This is a genomic window from Salinivibrio sp. IB643, from assembly GCF_001996105.1.
Lineage (GTDB): Bacteria > Pseudomonadota > Gammaproteobacteria > Enterobacterales > Vibrionaceae > Salinivibrio > Salinivibrio costicola.
In genome coordinates, this window is sequence record NZ_MUFF01000025.1 from 25,936 (window position 1) to 46,193 (window position 20,258).

At 49.8% G+C, this 20,258-nt stretch carries 19 protein-coding genes and 7 tRNA genes; 25 read left to right on the plus strand and 1 reads right to left on the minus strand.

The genetic code is table 11. From position 1 onward, the window contains the following. The first annotated feature begins 15 nt into the window (after positions 1-15). The 25 genes from mnmE (at position 16) to glmS (ending at position 18,930) form a co-directional block, all read left to right on the plus strand. Complete coding sequence (gene mnmE, locus BZG77_RS11130; protein ID WP_077576848.1) at positions 16-1,380, plus strand: tRNA uridine-5-carboxymethylaminomethyl(34) synthesis GTPase MnmE; 1,365 nt, start codon at positions 16-18, stop codon at positions 1,378-1,380. Between the two features lie 219 nt (positions 1,381-1,599). Then, positions 1,600-2,052, plus strand: coding sequence for an FMN-binding protein MioC (gene mioC, locus BZG77_RS11135; RefSeq protein WP_077647288.1), 453 nt, complete (start codon positions 1,600-1,602; stop codon positions 2,050-2,052). Between the two features lie 392 nt (positions 2,053-2,444). Next, positions 2,445-4,334 carry a tRNA uridine-5-carboxymethylaminomethyl(34) synthesis enzyme MnmG gene (gene mnmG, locus BZG77_RS11140; protein WP_077576850.1) on the plus strand — a complete coding sequence of 630 codons (1,890 nt, stop codon included), beginning with the start codon at positions 2,445-2,447 and terminating at the stop codon, positions 4,332-4,334. A gap of 1 nt (position 4,335) precedes the next feature. Beyond that, on the plus strand, positions 4,336-4,962 hold the full coding sequence (gene rsmG / locus BZG77_RS11145) for a 16S rRNA (guanine(527)-N(7))-methyltransferase RsmG (RefSeq protein ID WP_077647289.1): 627 nt from the start codon (positions 4,336-4,338) through the stop codon (positions 4,960-4,962). 13 nt (positions 4,963-4,975) lie between these two features. Continuing rightward, positions 4,976-5,773, plus strand: a complete 798-nt coding sequence (locus BZG77_RS11150) for a ParA family protein (protein ID WP_077647290.1) — start codon at positions 4,976-4,978, stop codon at positions 5,771-5,773. A gap of 8 nt (positions 5,774-5,781) precedes the next feature. Further along, positions 5,782-6,672 carry a ParB/RepB/Spo0J family partition protein gene (locus BZG77_RS11155; RefSeq protein ID WP_077647291.1) on the plus strand — a complete coding sequence of 297 codons (891 nt, stop codon included), beginning with the start codon at positions 5,782-5,784 and terminating at the stop codon, positions 6,670-6,672. Between the two features lie 180 nt (positions 6,673-6,852). Next, positions 6,853-7,242 carry a F0F1 ATP synthase subunit I gene (locus tag BZG77_RS11160; RefSeq protein WP_077461786.1) on the plus strand — a complete coding sequence of 130 codons (390 nt, stop codon included), beginning with the start codon at positions 6,853-6,855 and terminating at the stop codon, positions 7,240-7,242. An 8-nt stretch (positions 7,243-7,250) separates the two neighbouring features. Further along, a complete protein-coding gene (gene atpB / locus BZG77_RS11165; protein ID WP_025744730.1) occupies positions 7,251-8,039 on the plus strand; it encodes a F0F1 ATP synthase subunit A in 789 nt (262 codons plus the stop codon). Between the two features lie 70 nt (positions 8,040-8,109). Next, positions 8,110-8,361: a F0F1 ATP synthase subunit C gene (atpE, locus tag BZG77_RS11170; protein ID WP_025672872.1), complete on the plus strand. Its 252-nt coding sequence runs from the start codon at positions 8,110-8,112 to the stop codon at positions 8,359-8,361. A gap of 52 nt (positions 8,362-8,413) precedes the next feature. Further along, entirely contained in the window at positions 8,414-8,884 is a 471-nt protein-coding gene (gene atpF, locus BZG77_RS11175; protein ID WP_025744732.1) for a F0F1 ATP synthase subunit B, read from the plus strand. Between the two features lie 15 nt (positions 8,885-8,899). Next, positions 8,900-9,433 carry a F0F1 ATP synthase subunit delta gene (atpH, locus tag BZG77_RS11180; protein ID WP_077647292.1) on the plus strand — a complete coding sequence of 178 codons (534 nt, stop codon included), beginning with the start codon at positions 8,900-8,902 and terminating at the stop codon, positions 9,431-9,433. Positions 9,434-9,449: 16 nt separating this feature from the next. Beyond that, positions 9,450-10,991: a F0F1 ATP synthase subunit alpha gene (atpA, locus tag BZG77_RS11185; RefSeq protein WP_077647293.1), complete on the plus strand. Its 1,542-nt coding sequence runs from the start codon at positions 9,450-9,452 to the stop codon at positions 10,989-10,991. Positions 10,992-11,038: 47 nt separating this feature from the next. Next, positions 11,039-11,905, plus strand: coding sequence for a F0F1 ATP synthase subunit gamma (atpG, locus tag BZG77_RS11190; RefSeq protein WP_025744734.1), 867 nt, complete (start codon positions 11,039-11,041; stop codon positions 11,903-11,905). Positions 11,906-11,941: 36 nt separating this feature from the next. Further along, complete coding sequence (gene atpD / locus BZG77_RS11195; RefSeq protein ID WP_025744735.1) at positions 11,942-13,345, plus strand: F0F1 ATP synthase subunit beta; 1,404 nt, start codon at positions 11,942-11,944, stop codon at positions 13,343-13,345. A 19-nt stretch (positions 13,346-13,364) separates the two neighbouring features. After that, positions 13,365-13,787 carry a F0F1 ATP synthase subunit epsilon gene (locus BZG77_RS11200; RefSeq protein ID WP_077461782.1) on the plus strand — a complete coding sequence of 141 codons (423 nt, stop codon included), beginning with the start codon at positions 13,365-13,367 and terminating at the stop codon, positions 13,785-13,787. Positions 13,788-13,939: 152 nt separating this feature from the next. Further along, entirely contained in the window at positions 13,940-15,298 is a 1,359-nt protein-coding gene (gene glmU / locus BZG77_RS11205) for a bifunctional UDP-N-acetylglucosamine diphosphorylase/glucosamine-1-phosphate N-acetyltransferase GlmU (RefSeq protein WP_077647294.1), read from the plus strand. Positions 15,299-15,415: 117 nt separating this feature from the next. Then, positions 15,416-15,490, plus strand: a tRNA-Gln gene (locus BZG77_RS11210). A gap of 2 nt (positions 15,491-15,492) precedes the next feature. Further along, positions 15,493-15,569: transfer RNA gene (locus tag BZG77_RS11215), tRNA-Arg, on the plus strand. Positions 15,570-15,611: 42 nt separating this feature from the next. Then, a tRNA-Leu gene (locus BZG77_RS11220) sits at positions 15,612-15,696 on the plus strand. 39 nt (positions 15,697-15,735) lie between these two features. Beyond that, positions 15,736-15,810, plus strand: a tRNA-Gln gene (locus BZG77_RS11225). A 9-nt stretch (positions 15,811-15,819) separates the two neighbouring features. After that, positions 15,820-15,896: transfer RNA gene (locus BZG77_RS11230), tRNA-Met, on the plus strand. 41 nt (positions 15,897-15,937) lie between these two features. Beyond that, a tRNA-Leu gene (locus BZG77_RS11235) sits at positions 15,938-16,024 on the plus strand. 46 nt (positions 16,025-16,070) lie between these two features. Then, positions 16,071-16,155 (plus strand) — tRNA-Leu (locus BZG77_RS11240). 153 nt (positions 16,156-16,308) lie between these two features. After that, positions 16,309-17,073, plus strand: a complete 765-nt coding sequence (locus BZG77_RS11245) for a DeoR/GlpR family DNA-binding transcription regulator (protein WP_021022743.1) — start codon at positions 16,309-16,311, stop codon at positions 17,071-17,073. 21 nt (positions 17,074-17,094) lie between these two features. Further along, the gene (glmS, locus tag BZG77_RS11250; protein ID WP_077647295.1) at positions 17,095-18,930 is read left to right on the plus strand and encodes a glutamine--fructose-6-phosphate transaminase (isomerizing); all 1,836 of its coding nucleotides are present in this window, start codon (positions 17,095-17,097) and stop codon (positions 18,928-18,930) included. A gap of 360 nt (positions 18,931-19,290) precedes the next feature. Here glmS and BZG77_RS11260 read toward each other — a convergent pair whose 3' ends face one another. Then, positions 19,291-20,208, minus strand: a complete 918-nt coding sequence (locus BZG77_RS11260; protein ID WP_077647297.1) for an IS5 family transposase — start codon at positions 20,206-20,208, stop codon at positions 19,291-19,293. Between the last annotated feature and the right edge of the window lie 50 nt (positions 20,209-20,258).

A 20,258-nucleotide genomic window follows, 5' to 3' on the forward strand; every position in this document is an offset into this window, starting at 1 on the left:
AACAGAGTGTGCATTATGGCTCAAACAGACACTATCGTGGCGCAAGCCACAGCAACTGGCCGGGGCGGCGTGGGAATCGTTCGCGTGTCCGGTCCTCTCGCCCATGAGATTGGCAAAAATATGACCGGACGTGAGCTGGTGCCTCGTCGTGCTGACTACCTCCCCTTTCTCGACCAGGATGGTCAGCCTATCGATCAAGGCATCGCGCTATTCTTTAAAGGCCCTCATTCGTTCACGGGCGAAGACGTGCTTGAACTGCAAGGCCACGGTGGCCCCGTTATCATGGATATGCTCATCCAAAGGATTAGCGCCTTTGACGGGGTACGAGCCGCTCGCCCGGGAGAATTCTCTGAACGCGCTTTTTTAAATGATAAGTTGGATCTCGCGCAAGCAGAAGCCATTGCTGACTTGATTGATGCCAGCTCTGAGCAAGCCGCACGTTCGGCGCTACAGTCGCTACAAGGCGCCTTCTCTAGCCAGGTGAACGCGCTGGTAGAAAAGGTCATTCACCTGCGCATTTATGTCGAAGCCGCAATTGATTTTCCCGATGAAGAAATCGATTTTCTCTCCGATGGTAAGGTCGCCAACGATCTCAACCACATTATTGAACACCTCGCCACACTGCGTAAAGAGGCCAACCAAGGCGCCATCATGCGTGAAGGAATGAAAGTGGTAATCGCTGGCCGCCCAAATGCAGGTAAATCGAGCTTACTCAATGCCTTGTCGGGGAAAGACAGTGCCATCGTCACCGATATTGCCGGGACCACTCGCGATGTGCTGCGTGAACACATTCATCTCGACGGTATGCCTTTGCATATTATTGATACCGCAGGCCTACGTGACGCTACCGACGAGGTCGAACGCATCGGTGTGGAAAGAGCGTGGGACGAAATAGAACAAGCAGACCGTGTTTTATTTATGGTGGATGGCACCACCACTGACGCTACCGATCCACATGATATCTGGCCGGACTTTGTGTCCCGTTTACCCCAAGATATGGGCATGACGGTGATCCGTAATAAAGCCGACATGACGGGCGAGCCTATGGGCCACTGCGATACCAACCACCCAGCGCTTATCCGCCTTAGCGCTAAAACAGGCCAAGGCGTCGATGCACTCCGTCAACACCTCAAAGCCTGTATGGGCTATGCAGGAGGCAGTGAAGGGGGTTTTATGGCACGTCGCCGCCACTTAGACGCACTCGCCAGTGCAGCCGCACACCTGGACATTGGTCAAACACAACTAGAAGGTTACATGGCCGGTGAAATATTGGCGGAAGAGTTACGCTTGACCCAGCAGTACCTCAACACCATTACTGGCGAATTTAGTGCTGATGACTTATTAGGAAAAATCTTCTCCTCATTCTGTATCGGCAAATAATTATCCCCAACCTGATCACGGGATCCTTACACAAAGGATCCCTTTATCCTACTGTGTTGATCGCGGTTATCCTTGTTATAAGATCATAAGTTATCCCCATAGTTTTCACCATGATCCCCTCGACTGCATCCCCGAATATACCCGCAATATTCAGCAAGAATTGACTCCCAGCAACAAGGTCTCAATACTAGGCAAGAGACTCTTAATCGTGAGGATAATATGACCAATATAACAATTATTACAGGCAGTACCTTGGGCGGCGCGGAATATGTTGGCGATCACCTATCAGATCAACTGCAGGCAAAGGGGTACCAAACGGCGGTTATCAATGAGGGGATCCTCGATGATGTATTGGGCGCCAGCACGCTCTTAGTCGTCACATCGACCCATGGCGCTGGCGACTTCCCCGAGAGCATCGCCCCTTTGATGGAACAGCTAATGACCGAACGTCCGATGCTACGTGCGTTGAAATACGGGGTGGTTGGCATTGGCGATTCTAGTTATGACACCTTTTGTGAAGCTGGCATGAAAGCAGACGCCCTATTACAAGATCTCGGGGCCGTCAAAATTGGCGAACGAATCGACATCGATATTCAAGCTCATCCGGTTCCGGAAGATGAAGCGGAACGCTGGTTAACCGATTGGGAGCCATTACTTCAGGCATCTAATTGAACAATAATTAATCAAACAAACTGTGGATAACTAAGGAATAACCCAGTGATCTTCCTTTAGTTATCCATTTGATAGTTTTTCTTTCTGATCGCCCTGTGGATAAAAGGGTATTTTGATCCCAGGTGATACAGGATCCGATCCAAGGCCACCCACAGAAAGTGATCGTTCCAAGATCCTTGATCTCAATGATCTTTTACCGCTTATCCACTGAGATCCGCTTCCTTAGTAGTAGATCTAATAAAGGATCTATATAAAGATCTTATATATATAAAGCGAAAGCCTTAAGAAGATCAGGATCAAGGTTTGGTTCCTTGTTGAGAGAAAAAGCGCTAGAATGTCGCCCCTTTTGCTTAGTTCATGCGCAAACACTTAACCAGGTTGAGGCTTTAATCATGTTTTACCAGGATCACTTTGACGTCATCGTTGTGGGTGGTGGCCATGCTGGTACCGAGGCAGCACTAGCCGCCGCTCGAATGAATCAAAGAACGTTGTTATTAACCCATAATATCGACACTTTGGGACAAATGTCGTGTAACCCTGCAATTGGCGGGATCGGGAAAGGACACCTGGTAAAAGAAATTGATGCCTTAGGCGGCGCGATGGCGCAAGCTATCGATAAAGGCGGGATCCAGTTTAGAACCCTAAATGCGTCGAAAGGACCCGCAGTACGAGCAACACGAGCACAAGCTGATCGTGCGTTGTACAAAGCGGCGATCCGCCATACCCTGGAAAATACGCCACACCTATCCCTTTTCCAACAAGCCGTGGTGGATTTGATCGTCGATCAGGATCGCGTCACTGGGGTAGAAACAGAAATGGGGCTGAAATTCAGCGCAACCACTGTGGTGTTGACTGTCGGTACCTTTTTAGGTGGAAAAATCCATATTGGTATGGATAACTACTCCGGAGGGCGCGCTGGAGATCCACCGTCGAACAAGCTTGCCGATCGCCTACGTGCACTGCCGTTTCGCGTCGATCGTTTAAAAACGGGAACGCCACCGCGTATCGATGCGCGTTCAGTCGATTTCTCAGTGATGCAAACCCAACATGGTGATACACCACGTCCGGTCTTTTCGTTTATGGGCGATGTCAGTCAACATCCTCAACAAATGCCTTGCTATATCACGTATACCAATGAAAAAACCCATGACGTGATTCGAGAAAACTTATCTCGAAGCCCAATGTATGCCGGTGTCATTGAAGGGATTGGTCCACGTTATTGCCCATCGATTGAAGACAAAGTGATGCGCTTTGCCGACAAAGACAAACATCAGATCTTTGTTGAACCTGAAGGGTTAACCAGCAATGAGCTGTATCCAAATGGTATTTCCACCAGCTTACCGTTTGATGTGCAGATGGGGATCATTCAATCGATCAAAGGCTTTGAAAACGCCAAAGTGATCCGCCCAGGTTATGCGATCGAGTATGACTTTTTCGATCCTCGCGATCTTAAGCAAACACTGGAAACCAAATTTATTAGCGGGTTATTCTTTGCCGGACAAATCAACGGCACCACCGGCTATGAAGAAGCGGGGGCTCAAGGCTTGCTGGCAGGATGTAACGCGGCGCTGCAAGCACAAGGCAAAGACGGTTGGAGCCCGCGTCGCGACCAAGCGTATATGGGCGTATTGATTGATGATCTCTCTACCATGGGCACTCAAGAGCCCTACCGTATGTTTACGTCGCGTGCTGAGTATCGCCTATTGCTGCGTGAAGATAATGCGGATATGCGTTTGACGGAAAAAGGCCGTGAGCTCGGTTTGGTCGATGATACGCGCTGGGCGCGTTTTAACCAGAAAATGGAAAACATGGAGCAAGAGCGTCAACGGTTACGTGGCACATGGATCCATCCCCATTCTGACGATGTGGCAGCACTGAACGCGATGCTCAAAACACCGTTAACACGCGAAGCGAATGGCGAGGATCTCCTGCGTCGTCCTGAGTTGCGGTATCGCGATATTGTGACATTACCAAGTTTTGAACCGGCTCATGCGGATCAGCAAGCCAGTGAACAGGTGGAAATTCAGGTGAAATATGCGGGGTATATTGACCGTCAGCAAGATGAAATTGCTAAATCACAACGTCATGAAAATACCGAATTACCCACTGATCTCGACTACGACCACATAAAAGGTTTATCGAACGAAGTGAAAGGTAAGCTCGCCGATGCGCGTCCTGAAACCGTGGGTAAAGCATCACGTATCTCTGGCGTTACGCCGGCGGCGATCTCCATTTTGCTTGTCCATTTGAAAAAGCAAGGCATGCTGAAAAAAGGGGCATAAAATGGAACAACAACTCGAATATGGGCTGGCGCAAGCTGGCCTTGTCCTGTCAGCACAACAGCAACAGCAGTTACTGGACTACGTGCGTCTGCTGCACAAATGGAATAAAGCTTACAATTTAACCTCGGTCCGTCATCCTGACGACATGGTGGTGAAACATATTCTTGATAGTCTCGTTGTCTCGCCCCACCTCAAAGGCCAACAGTTTATCGATGTCGGCACAGGACCGGGACTACCAGGCATCCCATTGGCCATTGCTAATCCGGACAAACAGTTCACCCTATTGGACAGTTTGGGTAAACGGATTCGTTTTATTCGCCAAGTTCTTCACGAACTTGGGCTGACAAATGTGACCCCGGTCCAAAGTCGGGTGGAAGACTTTACCCCTGAGCATGGATTTGATGCTGTACTCAGTCGCGCCTTTGCATCGATGAGCGACATGGTGAGCTGGTGTCACCACTTACCGCATGCGCAAGGATGCTTCTATGCGTTGAAAGGACAAGTGGACCAACAAGAAATTGATGCGCTTCCTGCTGATTGTTCTGTGACCGATATCAAAGCTTTGAAGGTACCGGGATTGGAAGGGGCGCGTCATCTAGTAATCTTGAGAGCTAAGAGTAACGAGTAGAGGTCGAAAGCACGTGGGTAAAGTTATCGCGGTAGCAAACCAAAAGGGCGGCGTGGGTAAAACCACCACGAGTGTCAATCTCGCAGCATCACTGGCTGCCACCAATCGCAAGGTGCTACTGATCGATTTGGACCCACAAGGCAATGCGACCATGGCGAGCGGCATCGATAAGTACGATGTCCATGCAACGGCCTATGACCTACTCATTGAAGAAACACCGTTCGAACAAGTTGTGATTGAAAATACGGCGGGAAGTTATCACCTTGTCGCAGCCAACGGTGATGTGACAGCAGCAGAAATAAAACTCATGGAAGTGTTCGCTCGAGAGGTTCGTCTACGCACGATGCTCGAGACTGTTGTTGACCGTTATGATTATATTTTTATTGACTGTCCCCCTTCCCTGAACCTTCTGACCATCAATGCGATGACTGCGGCTAATTCCGTTCTTGTCCCGATGCAATGTGAGTACTTTGCCCTGGAAGGACTGACTGCTTTAATGGATACCATTAGCAAGCTGGCAAGCGTGGTGAACGCCGACCTTCACGTTGAAGGTGTCTTGCGTACTATGTACGACCCAAGAAACCGATTAGCGACCGAAGTATCGGATCAGATCAAAAAACACTTCGGTGATAAGGTGTATCGTACAGTGATTCCCCGCAATGTGCGGCTCGCGGAAGCGCCAAGTCATGGCCGACCCGCCATGTACTACGACAAACTATCGAGCGGTGCTAAAGCCTACCTCGCCCTTGCGGGTGAAATTCTGCGTCGCGAAGAGCAAGCTCGCTCCTCGCCAGACGCTGTCAATGCCTGAGGAAAACAATGAATTCAGCGAAACGCGGGCTTGGAAAGGGCCTCGACGCCCTATTGGCGACCAGTGCACAGGCACAGTCTTCACAAACAGTGGTCCCTGAATCGACCGATAGCAGCAATAGCGAATTACAACAGTTATCGGTCACCGTGCTGGAGCCGGGTCAGTATCAGCCGCGCCAAGGCATGGCTGAAGACGCACTGGAAGAACTGACTGAGTCAATTCGCGCTCAAGGTGTGATTCAACCTTTAGTCGTGCGTCAGATCGCGGCGGGAAGCTATGAGATCATCGCCGGTGAACGTCGTTGGCGAGCCGCTAAACAAGCAGGATTAAAGCAAGTTCCTTGTTTGGTGCGGGAAATGAGCAATAAGGTCGCGAGCGCGGTCGCTTTAATTGAAAACATTCAACGCGAAAACTTGAATGCAATGGAAGAAGCGCAGGCATTGGCGCGCTTAGTAGATGAATTTGAACTGACTCACCAACAGCTTGCTGAGTCACTGGGAAAGTCTCGGACCACTATAAGTAACCTACTTCGGTTAAATGGTTTGGAATCCGGGGTGCGGCAATTGCTGCTTAACAAACAACTCGAAATGGGCCACGCACGTGCCTTGCTGGCACTGGAAGGCGACGTACAAATTGATGCGGCTTTGACCGCGGTCAATAAGAAAATGACGGTTCGCCAAATAGAAAAACTGGTAAAAAAAATGCTTTCGCCACCAGTTGAAGCGAAAAAGCCTAAATTATCACCTGAAGTTGAAGCCCTTCAGCAACGCCTGGGCGATAAATTTGGCGTGAGTGTCGCTTTAACACAACAGAAGAACGGCAGTGGGAAATTAGTGATTAATTTCGAAGAATCTGAAAAGTTAGCGCAAATTCTTGCAATTTTCGACGAAGAAATGTGACTTATGCCAGTCGCTTTTTGTTACATAAAAGTGCTTACTGTGATCAGGTTACGCTGTTGTAAAATTTTCCCTGCTTTTTTACATTGATGCGATTGCATTAGTCGGGGCGAAACGTATAATTTTTGCTGTTTTCCCAGCACGGCAACAGTGCTAAGTGGAACGGAATCGAGGAACAAATACATGGTATCGACGCTCGCGCGGCCGGGTCGTGAAATCGCGACAAAATTGGTGCTTTTGCAGGCTGGCGTCGTATTAGCAACGGCAATCTTGATGGCACTTGCTATCAATGTCGACTGGGGAAAATCCGCGTTAATCGGTGGGGGGATCTTTGTGATAGCCAATGCTGTGTTTGCGTCGTGTGCTTTCCTCTTTAGTGGGGCAAGAGCTGCAAAATTTGTGGTCGCGTCCTTCTTTGGCGGTGAAGTCTTAAAAATTTCACTGACCGTCGTCTTGTTTGTCCTTGCTTACCTGTATGTCGAGGTGGAACTTGTTCCCCTCAAACTGGCCTATTTGCTGGCATTAGGGATTAATATCTTTGCGCCAGTTTTATTCATTAACAACAACAAATAGGATGAGTTATGGCTGCGTCAGGTGATGCGCTTACACCGTCTAGCTACATCACTCACCACCTGACACACTTGTCAAGCGGTGAGGGGTTTTGGGCGGTTCATATTGATAGCCTGTTTTTCTCTGTCCTCATCGGTATCGTCTTCTTAGGCATTTTCCGATCAGTGGCAAAGAAAGCATCGACAGGTGTCCCGGGTAAGCTTCAGTGTTTTGTCGAAATCTTGGTTGAGTTCGTTGATGACAATGTCCGCGAAACCTTCCATGGACGCAATCCGCTGATCGCACCTTTGGCCCTGACTATCTTCGTCTGGATATTCCTGATGAATACGATGGACTTAATTCCTATCGATTTTCTTCCTTATCCGGCGGAACACTGGTTGGGTATTCCATATTTAAAAGTGGTTCCAACTGCAGACGTAAATATCACCCTTGCAATGGCGCTGGGCGTGTTCTTCTTGATGATTTTTTACAGCATCAAGATAAAGGGTATCGGTGGCTTTGCTAAAGAGCTAGCGTTACACCCGTTTAATCACCCGATCATGATTCCGTTCAACCTCCTGTTGGAGATAGTTTCGTTACTGGCGAAGCCTATTTCTCTTGGGATGCGTCTGTTCGGTAACATGTTTGCCGGTGAGGTGGTATTTATTCTTATCGCGGCGTTACTGCCGTGGTGGGCGCAATGGCTGGGTTCTGTGCCGTGGGCAATTTTCCACATTCTAGTCATTACGATTCAAGCCTTTGTCTTTATGATGTTGACCGTCGTGTATCTCTCGCAGGCGCACGAAGACTCAGATCATTGATGACATTTTTTAGAAAGCAATTTGTTAGTCATTATTGGCTTATAGCCGACAACGAAAACTGGAGATAGTGATGGAAACTTTATTGAGCTTTTCTGCAATTGCCGTGGGCATCATTGTAGGTCTTGCTTCCCTTGGTACTGCGATTGGTTTCGCCCTGCTGGGTGGTAAATTCCTTGAAGGTGCAGCACGTCAACCTGAGATGGCTCCTATGCTGCAAGTTAAGATGTTCATCATCGCGGGTCTTCTGGATGCGGTTCCAATGATCGGTATCGTAATTGCACTGCTGTTCACGTTCGCGAACCCATTCGTAGGTCAACTGTAAACTGGCTAATAGCTGAACAGACCCTTTAGCTTATGATTAAGGAGGCGCCGTTGTGAATATCAACGCAACTCTGCTAGGCCAGGCAATCGCGTTCACTATCTTTGTGTGGTTCTGCATGAAATATGTATGGCCACCATTGATGCAAGCGATTGAAGAGCGTCAGAAAAAAATCGCTGACGGTCTCGCGGCGGCTGATCGCGCCGCCAAAGACCTGGATTTAGCCCAGGCGAACGCTTCTGATCAATTGAAAGAAGCGAAGCGCAATGCAACTGACATTATCGAGCAGGCCAACAAACGCAAAGCACAAATCCTCGATGAGGCACGTGCCGAAGCGGCTGCTGAGCGCGACAATATCCTAAACCAGGGTAAGGCCGAGTTGGAAGCAGAGCGTAACCGTGCACGCGATGAGCTGCGTAAGCAAGTCGCATCGCTCGCTGTTATTGGTGCCGAGAAAATTATTGAGCGTTCTATTGACCAGAACGCGCATAAAGATCTTCTCGATAAAATCACTGCAGAACTGTAACAAGGAGGGGCAGCAATGTCTGAACTGACAACACTCGCTCGCCCCTACGCGAAAGCAGCCTTTGATTTTGCGGTAGAAAAAGGCGAGTTAGCCCAATGGGCTGAAATGCTTGCCTTTACTGCTGAGATTGCCCGTGATGAGCGCGTAAAACATATGTTAGACGCGTCCTACTCTGCCGAGAAATTAGCAGAGACTTTCATCACAGTGGGTGGCGATCAGCTCAACGATTTCGGCCAAAATTTGATTAAAATGATGGCGGAAAACAAGCGTCTAAAAGCGCTTCCTGAGGTTTGTGAACAGTTTCTCGCCATGCGCGCGGAATTGGAAAAAGAAGTTGATGTGCAAGTCACGTCAGCGACGGCTCTTTCCGAAGAGCAACAACAAGCCATCAGTGAAAAGCTAACGACGCGTTTTGAGCGCAAAGTAAAGCTGAACTGTAGTGTAGACGAAGCCCTGGTTGCCGGGGTTATTATTCGAGCTGGAGACTTGGTCATCGATAACTCAGTAAGTGGCCGTATGCGCCGCCTGAGCGATGCATTGCAGTCTTGATTTGGGGAATTGGAGCATGCAACTTAATTCCACGGAAATTAGCGATCTGATCAAACAACGCATCGAAAAATTCGACGTTGTGAGTGAAGCGCGTAACGAAGGTACCATCGTGTCAGTCAGCGACGGTATTATTCGTATCCATGGCCTTGCTGATGCGATGCAAGGGGAAATGATTGAACTGCCTGGTAACCGTTATGCGCTAGCATTAAACCTTGAGCGTGACTCTGTAGGTGCGGTAGTGATGGGTCCATATTCGGACCTACAAGAAGGCATGAAAGTCACCGGTACTGGTCGCATTCTTGAAGTACCGACGGGTCCTGAACTGTTAGGTCGTGTGGTGAACACCTTGGGTGAGCCAATCGACGGTAAAGGACCGATCGAAACCGAAACCACTTCGCCTGTCGAAGTGATTGCGCCGGGTGTTATCGCTCGTCAATCGGTCGATCAACCTGTTCAAACCGGCTATAAAGCGGTTGACTCAATGATCCCTATCGGCCGAGGCCAGCGTGAGCTGATCATCGGTGACCGCCAAACCGGTAAAACCGCGTTGGCGATCGATGCGATCATTAACCAGAAAAACTCTGGTATCTACTCTATTTATGTCGCGATTGGTCAAAAAGCCTCAACCATTGCCAACGTAGTTCGCAAGTTGGAAGAGCATGATGCACTGAAAAACACCATTGTGGTGGTGGCTTCAGCGTCTGAAGCGGCAGCATTGCAATACCTTGCGCCTTACTCGGGTTGTGCAATGGGCGAGTATTTCCGTGACCGCGGTGAAGATGCGCTGATTGTTTACGATGACCTGTCTAAGCAGGCTGTTGCATATCGTCAGATCTCGCTGCTGCTACGTCGTCCACCAGGCCGTGAAGCCTTCCCGGGTGACGTTTTCTACTTGCACTCTCGTCTTCTTGAGCGAGCTGCACGTGTAAACGCGCACTATGTCGAAGAGTTCACCAAAGGTGAAGTGAAAGGTAAAACCGGTTCATTAACCGCCTTGCCTATCATTGAAACCCAAGCGGGTGACGTGTCTGCATTCGTACCGACCAACGTTATCTCGATCACCGATGGTCAGATCTTCCTGCAAACTGAGCTGTTCAACGCCGGTATCCGTCCCGCGGTTGACCCAGGTATCTCGGTCTCTCGTGTCGGTGGCTCTGCGCAAACTAAGATCATGAAAAAACTGTCAGGCGGTATTCGTACAGCCTTGGCACAATATCGTGAGCTTGCTGCATTTGCTCAGTTCTCATCGGATCTGGATGACGCAACCAAGAAGCAATTGGATCACGGTCAGAAAGTGACCGAGCTGATGAAGCAGATGCAATATGCGCCAATGTCTGTCTTTGAGCAGGCCATGGTTATTTTTGCGGCTGAAAAAGGCTACTTGGAAGACGTTGAGCTGAACAAGATCGGTGACTTTGAGCGCTCTCTGCTCGCCTTTGCGAAGGCGCAGTATGCCGACCTAGCTGCTCAGATTGATGAGTCTGGTGCTTACAACGATGACGTTGAAGCGCAGTTGAGAAAGCTGTTGGACGACTTCAAAGCGACCCAGACTTGGTAACATTGTAGGTGGCCACTTAGGTGGTCACCCACTAACGGAGAGTAACTATGGCCGGCGCAAAAGAGATTCGTACTAAGATCGGAAGTGTGAAAAACACACAGAAGATCACTAAAGCGATGGAAATGGTGGCAGCCTCCAAAATGCGTAAAACGCAAGAAGCCATGGAGTCGTCACGTCCATATGCTGTCACTATGCGCAAAGTGATCGGTCATCTTGCACTGGGTAACTTGGAGTACCGTCATCCTTATTTGGAAGAGCGGGAAGCCAAGCGCGTTGGTTACATCATCATTTCTACTGACCGCGGATTGTGTGGTGGCCTGAACATTAACCTGTTCAAAAATGTTATCACAGATATGGAAAGCTGGACCCACAAAGGTGCTGAGATCGATATGGCATTGGTTGGGGCGAAAGCGACCGCTTTCTTTAACAATTACGGCGGAAATGTAGTCGCACAAACCTCTGGTTTGGGGGATACCCCAGTACTGGAAGACCTGATCGGTACGGTCGGGGTGATGCTGAAAAAATACAATGAAGGTGAGCTGGACCGCTTATATGTTGTTTTCAATAAATTTGAGAACACCATGGTGCAGACCCCAGTGATCGATCAATTGCTGCCTTTGCCCAAGTCAGACGACGAGGATATGCAGACTAGCCACGCTTGGGATTATATCTATGAGCCTGAGCCGAAGCCCTTGCTCGATACTTTGTTGGTTCGCTATGCCGAGTCACAAGTGTATCAAGGTGTGGTGGAAAACCTCGCCAGTGAGCAAGCGGCGCGTATGGTGGCGATGAAAGCTGCGACCGACAATGCGGGTAATCTGATTGATGATCTGCAGTTGGTGTACAACAAAGCCCGTCAGGCTGCGATCACCCAAGAGCTGTCAGAGATTGTTTCTGGCGCAAGTGCGGTGTAAAGGCAAAGGTTAACGAACTAGTTTAGAGGAATAACGATGGCTACAGGTAAGATCGTTCAGATCATCGGTGCGGTAGTCGACGTAGAGTTTCCACAAGACGCAGTGCCGAAGGTATATGATGCGTTGAATGTGAAACGTGAAGGCGAGCGTCTGGTGTTGGAAGTTCAGCAGCAGCTAGGTGGTGGCGTAATTCGTGCTATCGCTATGGGCTCATCTGATGGTCTGCGTCGTGGAATCGAAGTAGAAAACTCAGGGGCTGCAATCCAAGTCCCTGTTGGGGAAGCAACGCTAGGACGTATCGTCAACGTTCTGGGTGATGCAATTGATGAGCGTGGCGATCTTGGTGAAAAAGAGCGCTACTCGATTCACCGTGAAGCGCCAACTTACGAAGAACAATCGAATTCCACTGAGCTTTTGGAAACCGGTGTTAAGGTTATCGACCTTATCTGCCCGTTTGCGAAAGGCGGTAAAATCGGTTTGTTCGGTGGTGCGGGTGTTGGTAAAACCGTCAACATGATGGAGCTTATCAACAACATCGCACTGCAACACTCAGGTCTGTCTGTATTTGCTGGTGTAGGGGAGCGTACTCGTGAGGGTAACGACTTCTACTACGAAATGCAGGAAGCGGGTGTTGTTAATATCGAAAACCCTGAAGAGTCAAAAGTGGCCATGGTGTATGGTCAGATGAACGAGCCACCAGGTAACCGCCTGCGTGTCGCACTGACCGGTCTAACCATGGCGGAAAAATTCCGTGATGATGGCCGTGATGTTCTACTGTTCATCGACAACATCTATCGCTATACCCTTGCCGGTACTGAGGTATCTGCACTGTTGGGTCGTATGCCATCAGCAGTAGGTTATCAGCCAACGCTCGCTGAAGAGATGGGTGTATTGCAAGAGCGGATCACGTCTACCCGTACTGGTTCGATTACTTCCGTACAGGCGGTTTACGTGCCAGCGGATGACTTGACTGACCCGTCACCAGCCACCACCTTTGCCCACTTGGATGCAACGGTTGTATTGTCACGTAACATCGCGTCTATGGGTATGTACCCAGCGATCGACCCATTGGATTCGACATCACGTATGTTGGACCCCTTGGTGGTAGGTCAAGACCACTATGATATGGCACGTGGTGTGCAATCTGTGCTTCAGCGCTATAAAGAGCTGAAAGACATTATTGCTATTCTGGGTATGGATGAGCTATCTGAAGAAGATAAGCTAACGGTTGCACGTGCACGTAAGATTGAACGTTTCTTGACTCAACCTTACCACGTCGCTGAAGTGTTCACCGGCCAACCAGGAGTTTATGTTTCGCTGAAAGATACTATTGCAAGCTTCAAAGGCCTGCTCAGTGGCGAGTACGATGATATTCCAGAGCAGGCTTTCCTGTACTGCGGTAGCATCGACGAAGTACTCGAAAAAGCGAAAAACCTGTAAGGCTTGAGTAGGAGGCGATATGGCAGCGATAACCTTCCATCTGGATGTGGTCAGTGCAGAGCGACAATTGTTCTCTGGCCGTGCCGAGCATATTCAGGTGACCGGTAGCGAAGGTGAACTGGGTATTCACGCAGGACACACACCGCTGCTGACCGCTATCACGCCGGGCATGGTGCGTATCGTCAAGCAAGGCGGTAGCGAAGAGATTATTTATCTTTCTGGCGGCACGCTTGAAGTTCAGCCTAGTACAGTCACTGTACTGGCTGATACGGCAATTCGTGGTGAAGAGCTAGACCAAGCCAAGGCAGAAGAAGCGAAGCGTCGCGCTGAGGATAAAATCCATAATCAGCATAAAGACGTCGACTTTGCTCAAGCGGCCAGTGACCTGGCTAAAGCGGTTGCGAAGCTTCGAGTGATCGAGCTGACCAAACACAAGCGTTAATCAGGCACTTACGGTAAGAATATAAGCGACGCTTCGGCGTCGCTTTTTTTATGTGCCGCGCGACGTGACATCTGCTAGGTGCGTCTTACCACCAAAAAGCGTTACACTGAGCCTCATTATTTATTCAAATCAACCCTCATCACGGAAAGACTATGCAATACAGTGCGGTTATTCTCGCGGCCGGTAAGGGCACGCGCATGTATTCTCAAACCCCTAAAGTGCTTCACACATTGGCTGGTAAACCAATGGTTGAGCATGTGATTGATACCTGCCATGGCCTCGGCGCTTCGCAAATTCATTTAGTGTATGGCCATGGTGGTGAAACCATGCAGCGTGTGTTAGCTCACTCGCCGGTGAATTGGTGCTTACAAGCCGAGCAGCTCGGGACAGGCCATGCAGTGCAACAAGCTGCGCCACATTTCGCCGATGATGAGCAAGTGTTGGTGCTCTATGGCGATGTGCCCTTAATTTCAGAGCAAACTTTAACGCGTTTGCTAGAAGGGCAGCCAGAGGGCGGGATTGGGCTGTTAACTGTGCATCAGGACGATCCAACCGGTTACGGTCGTATTGTGCGTGAAAAAGGGGACGTGGTCGCGATTGTCGAGCAAAAAGATGCGACTGACAGTCAGCTTGCGATCACCGAAATTAACACCGGCGTATTGGTGGCAACAGGACGCGACCTACGTCATTGGTTGTCGCAGCTAGACAATAATAATGCCCAAGGCGAGTTTTACCTTACGGATGTGATTGCGCTGGCGCATCAACAAGGCCGGGCTATTCAAGCGGTTCACCCCGTCAATGCTGTCGAAGTCGAAGGCGTCAATAACCGCCTGCAGCTCTCTCGTCTTGAGCGTGAGTATCAAAAAATGCAAGCCGAGCAACTGCTACTGAGCGGCGTCATGCTTACCGATCCGGCGCGCTTTGATCTACGCGGCCAGTTGCAATGTGGCCGAGATGTCACCATTGATGCCAACGTCATCATCGAAGGCAGTGTGACCTTGGGTGATAACGTCACTATCGGGGCCGGAAGCGTACTGATTGATTGCGAGATTGATGACAACACCTTAATTCGCCCTTATAGCGTGGTGGAAGGTGCTAGCGTCGGGGAAGACTGCACGGTTGGGCCGTTTACGCGGCTACGTCCCGGCGCTGAAATGGCACGCAATGCCCATGTGGGTAACTTCGTGGAAATGAAAAAAAGCCAACTTGGCGAAGGCTCTAAAGCCAACCACCTGACGTATCTTGGTGATACTGAGGTGGGATGCGGCGTGAATATCGGCGCTGGCGTGATCACCTGCAATTACGATGGTGCCAATAAACATAAAACCGTGATTAAAGATAATGCCTTTATTGGATCGGATTCTCAGCTCGTCGCCCCAGTAGTGATTGGTGAAGGGGTCACCGTTGGCGCGGGCAGTACCATCAGTAAAGATGTCGCGGATGGTCAACTAATCATCACTCGCGCCAAACCAAGGACAATTGAGGCTTGGCAACGGCCGAAAAAAAAGTAGAATACTGACTATTGAGCGCGCACAGCGGCTTTTTAGCTTGATAGGCGAAAAGTTGTGCGGTTGGTAAAATCAGGTATTGACTCCCGATAAAAACCAGCCTATTATGCGCGCCTCAGTTGGGGTATCGCCAAGCGGTAAGGCAACGGGTTTTGATCTCGTCATTCCCAGGTTCGAATCCTGGTACCCCAGCCAACGCGTCCGTAGCTCAGCTGGATAGAGTACCTGGCTACGAACCAGGCGGTCGGAGGTTCGAATCCTCCCGGACGCGCCATCTTTCTTCGACTACCATGAAGTAAGATGAACAACTTGGAAAGCGGAAGTGGCGGAATTGGTAGACGCACCAGATTTAGGTTCTGGCGCCGCAAGGTGTGAGAGTTCAAGTCTCTCCTTCCGCACCATTTATTAAAGACATGTGGCTGTAAAGCGGCATGAAAAATTGGGGTATCGCCAAGCGGTAAGGCAACGGGTTTTGATCTCGTCATTCCCAGGTTCGAATCCTGGTACCCCAGCCACTTTAGGTCGGCTACGTAGCTCAGTTGGTTAGAGCACATCACTCATAATGATGGGGTCACAGGTTCGAATCCCGTCGTAGCCACCATTATTCTGATTTATTGCATATGCAGTGAATCACACCGGTTTGCGGCGGTGGCGGAATTGGTAGACGCGCTAGCTTCAGGTGCTAGTGTCCGAAAGGACGTGAGGGTTCAAGTCCCTCCCCCCGCACCAAGACAATTGATACTTAGCCCGCCCGCTAAGTTATCATAAAAAACATGCGGAAGTGGCGGAATTGGTAGACGCACCAGATTTAGGTTCTGGCGCCGCAAGGTGTGAGAGTTCAAGTCTCTCCTTCCGCACCATATTAAGCCCACTAGCTTCAGCTGGTGGGCTTTTTTCGTTTTTGTTATCTGCCAGTCACACTTCTCGGTCCCTCTAATACTTTTCGCCATTTCATCTTGAACTTTGTTTTGTTTTGTTTATCATAAGTTTCGAATCGAAACTTCAGTGGTTATATGTCGAAACGAAATACCCAACAACGCCGTCACACCATTGTGTCCTTGCTAACAGAGCAAGGGCAGGTGAGTGTTGATGCCCTCTCTCAACGCTTTGAAACCTCCGAAGTGACTATCCGTAAAGATTTAGCCGAGCTGGAGAAAAACGGCCTACTACTGCGCCGCTATGGCGGAGCTGTACCTGTACCGCAAGAAATGGTATCGGAGCAGGCGGTGAAAGTGTCGAAGCAAAAGCAAAGTATTGCCGATACTGCGGCGGCGCGTATTCGAGATCATAACCGTATCGTCGTCGACAGTGGCACCACGACTGCGGCTTTAATCCCTTTGCTCGACAAAAAGCGCGGTCTAGTGGTGATGACTAACTCATTGCAGGTTGCCAATGCGATTCGTGAGCTTGAACACGAACCCACCTTATTAATGACGGGGGGAACGTGGGATACCCATTCTGAGTCCTTTCAAGGTCAAGTAGCCGAACAAACCTTACGTGCCTATGACTTTGATCAGCTCTTTGTTGGCGCCGACGGCATTGATGTCGGGCGTGGCACGACCACATTTAATGAAATGACGGGCCTGACACGGGTGATGGCGGAGGTCGCGCGTGAAGTGGTGGTGATGATCGAATCTGACAAGATCAGTCGCCGTATTCCTAACTTGGAGCTTGCCTGGTCCAGCATCGATACCTTGATCACCGATAGCCAACTCGACGACGATCTCAAGCGCGCGATCGAACAGACGGGGACAGATGTGATCTGTGCCGATACCTGATAAACCCAATAAGGAAAGACTATGTGTGGAATTGTAGGCGCTGTGGCGCAGCGTGATGTGGCTGAAATTTTAGTGGAAGGCCTACGTCGTCTTGAATACCGCGGTTATGACTCTGCTGGCGTTGCGATCACGGATGACCAGGGGCAATTAACCCGCGTTCGTCGTTTGGGTAAGGTTGCTGCGCTCTCCGATGCCGTTGCAGCGTCTCATCCGACCGGAGGAACGGGGATTGCGCATACACGTTGGGCCACCCATGGAGAACCCAGCGAAGCCAATGCCCACCCACACATGTCCGGTAATGATATTGCGGTGGTCCATAATGGCATTATCGAAAACCATCAGACATTGCGTGAACAGCTACAAGCACGTGGCTATCAATTTGATTCGCAAACCGATACCGAAGTGATCGCTCACTTAGTTGACTGGGAGATGCAACAAAGTGGTGATTTGCTGAATGCATTTCAACGCACCGTCGATCAGCTTGAAGGGGCTTACGGCACCGTCGTGATGGATCGACGCCAACCTGAGCGGTTGATTGCCGCGCGCTCGGGCAGTCCATTAGTGATTGGCCTTGGGGTAGGAGAAAACTTTCTCGCCTCGGATCAGCTTGCGCTTTTGAATGTGACGCGTCGCTTTATTTACCTTGAAGAAGGGGATGTGGCTGATATCTCTCGCCGCGAGGTGACAATTTATAATCAGGAAGGCACACCGGTCGATCGCGAGGTGCATGAAGCCAGTGCTCAATACGATGCCGCCGATAAAGGCCAATATCGCCACTACATGCAAAAAGAAATCTATGAGCAACCCACGGCATTGACGAACACCATGGAAGGCCGTTTGGGCAACGACCATGTGATTGTGGATGCGATTGGCAATGGCGCCAGCGATATTTTGGCCAAAGCGCAGCACATTCAAATTATCGCCTGCGGGACCTCTTACAATGCGGGCATGGTGGCACGTTATTGGTTTGAGTCGTTGGCTGGGATTAGTTGTGATGTCGAGATTGCTTCTGAGTTTCGCTATCGCCAGTTTGTTACCCGTCCTAACAGTGTGCTCATTACCTTATCGCAATCTGGCGAAACGGCCGATACGCTAGCGGCGCTGCGCTTAGCGAAAGAGCGTGGTTATATGGCGACCATGGCCATTTGTAATGTGGCAGGTTCATCACTGGTTCGTGAGTCTGACTTAGCCTTTATGACACGAGCAGGGACGGAAATCGGCGTTGCATCGACCAAAGCTTTTACTACTCAGCTGTCCGCGCTACTGATGCTGGTCACCGCGCTGGGTAAAATGCAAGGGCGTATCGGCCGTGATAAAGAGCGTGAGGTTGTCGATGCCTTGCACTATCTCCCCTCTAGCATTGAGCAGGCACTCACGTTTGATAAAGCGATTGAGCAGCTCGCTCAGGACTTTGCTGACAAGCATCATGCGCTCTTCCTCGGCCGTGGTGAGTATTATCCGATTGCCATTGAAGCCGCGCTCAAGCTAAAAGAAATCTCTTACATTCACGCTGAGGCCTATGCCGCTGGTGAGCTAAAGCATGGCCCATTGGCGCTGATTGATGCTGACATGCCGGTGATTGTGATCGCACCGAACAATGAGCTGTTGGAAAAGCTCAAATCAAACATTGAAGAAGTACGTGCTCGTGGTGGCCAGCTCTATGTGTTTGCCGATCAAGATGCCGGTTTTACACCGGAAGAAGGCATGAAAATTATCGCTATGCCACACGTGGATGACATCATCGCCCCGGTGTTCTACACCATCCCGATGCAGCAATTGTCGTATCATGTTGCCTTAATTAAAGGCACGGACGTTGACCAACCTCGTAACCTCGCCAAAGCGGTGACGGTGGAATAATCCTGCCTAGTAATCACCACGCTCTTGTGTGAGTAGAATAAAGTTTCATACCAAGTAATAAAGATTCATACTAAGTATTAAAGTATCATACTATAATGGCAACGATCACAGTTGATACGCTGCCATTACTAAATCGAAAATGTCGGGTGGACGACACTTGTTACCAAGTGCCGTCTCCCTAAGAACCGTACGTGCAACTTTCACTGCATACGGCTCAAGCCTCTTCAAAGGCACCGCTCGATACCCAGCAACTTATAAAGCAGTGAGAACTGGTTCAATCCAAGAATTACGAGCTGGCCTTTTCGGCGTTGTTGATCAAATCAGTCACCTAACGCACTGATCCCAATGTGATTACTCCCATCAATCAACTCGGTAACTAACAGGCATACCAAGTCTTATGACTTTGTTTATCGCTTTCACGTTGGCCAATGCTTCGCCAACTTGTGCATCGTAGTTACGTAGAGTCAGCTCAGGGCTGATTAACGTTTTGTATCGAGACATGCCTGTTTCTGACAGGGAGCGTTGGTGATAACCCTCTTCTTGTTTCCAGTCTTCCAAGTTACCCGATTTCAAGGCGCTGACGGCTGCATTGCGAGGGTGGCCGTCCTCCCAGTAACCCGCATTGCTGCGCGGTGGAATGGTCGGTTTGATGCCTTTTTTCTTGAGCACCTGATGACAGGCTTTCGTATCGTAAGCGCCGTCAGCACTGACTTGGGCAATTTTTCGTCGTAACGGATTGAGCAGCGTCGGTAGGGCTTCATTGTCACCGACAGATGCCAAGCTAACAACGGCAGAAATCACTTCATGTGTACTGTCGTCAATCGCAAGATGCAGCTTGCGCCAAACACGGCGTTTCTCCTTGCCATGTTTGCGCATTTTCCATTCCCCCTCGCCGAACACTTTTAAACCGGTGGCATCAATGACGACGTGAGCAACGGGCCCACGACTGGGTAATCGGTAGTTAACCTCAACCGTCTTCGCCCGTTTGCTGATACAACTGTATGACGGCGATTTTAGCGGCACGTCCATCAAGCCAAATATCGAGTCGAGAAAGCCTTGCAGGGCGCGAAGAGGGAGTTTGAAAATACCTTTAACCATCAGCGCTGTTTCAATGGCACCATCGGTAAACGTAAAGCCTCTGCCTCGTTTGCCATGATGCTTTTTGCAGTGCCAGCCCTGGATAGCGGCGTCATCAACCCAAAAGGTAATCGAACCACGGTTAACTAATGCCTGATTGTATTGCTTCCAGTTGCTGATTTTGTACTTGGCTTTGCTCATCATCGGTGACCTGTTTTGAGGCCTTGATGATCTGATCGCCGCTAGAGTGA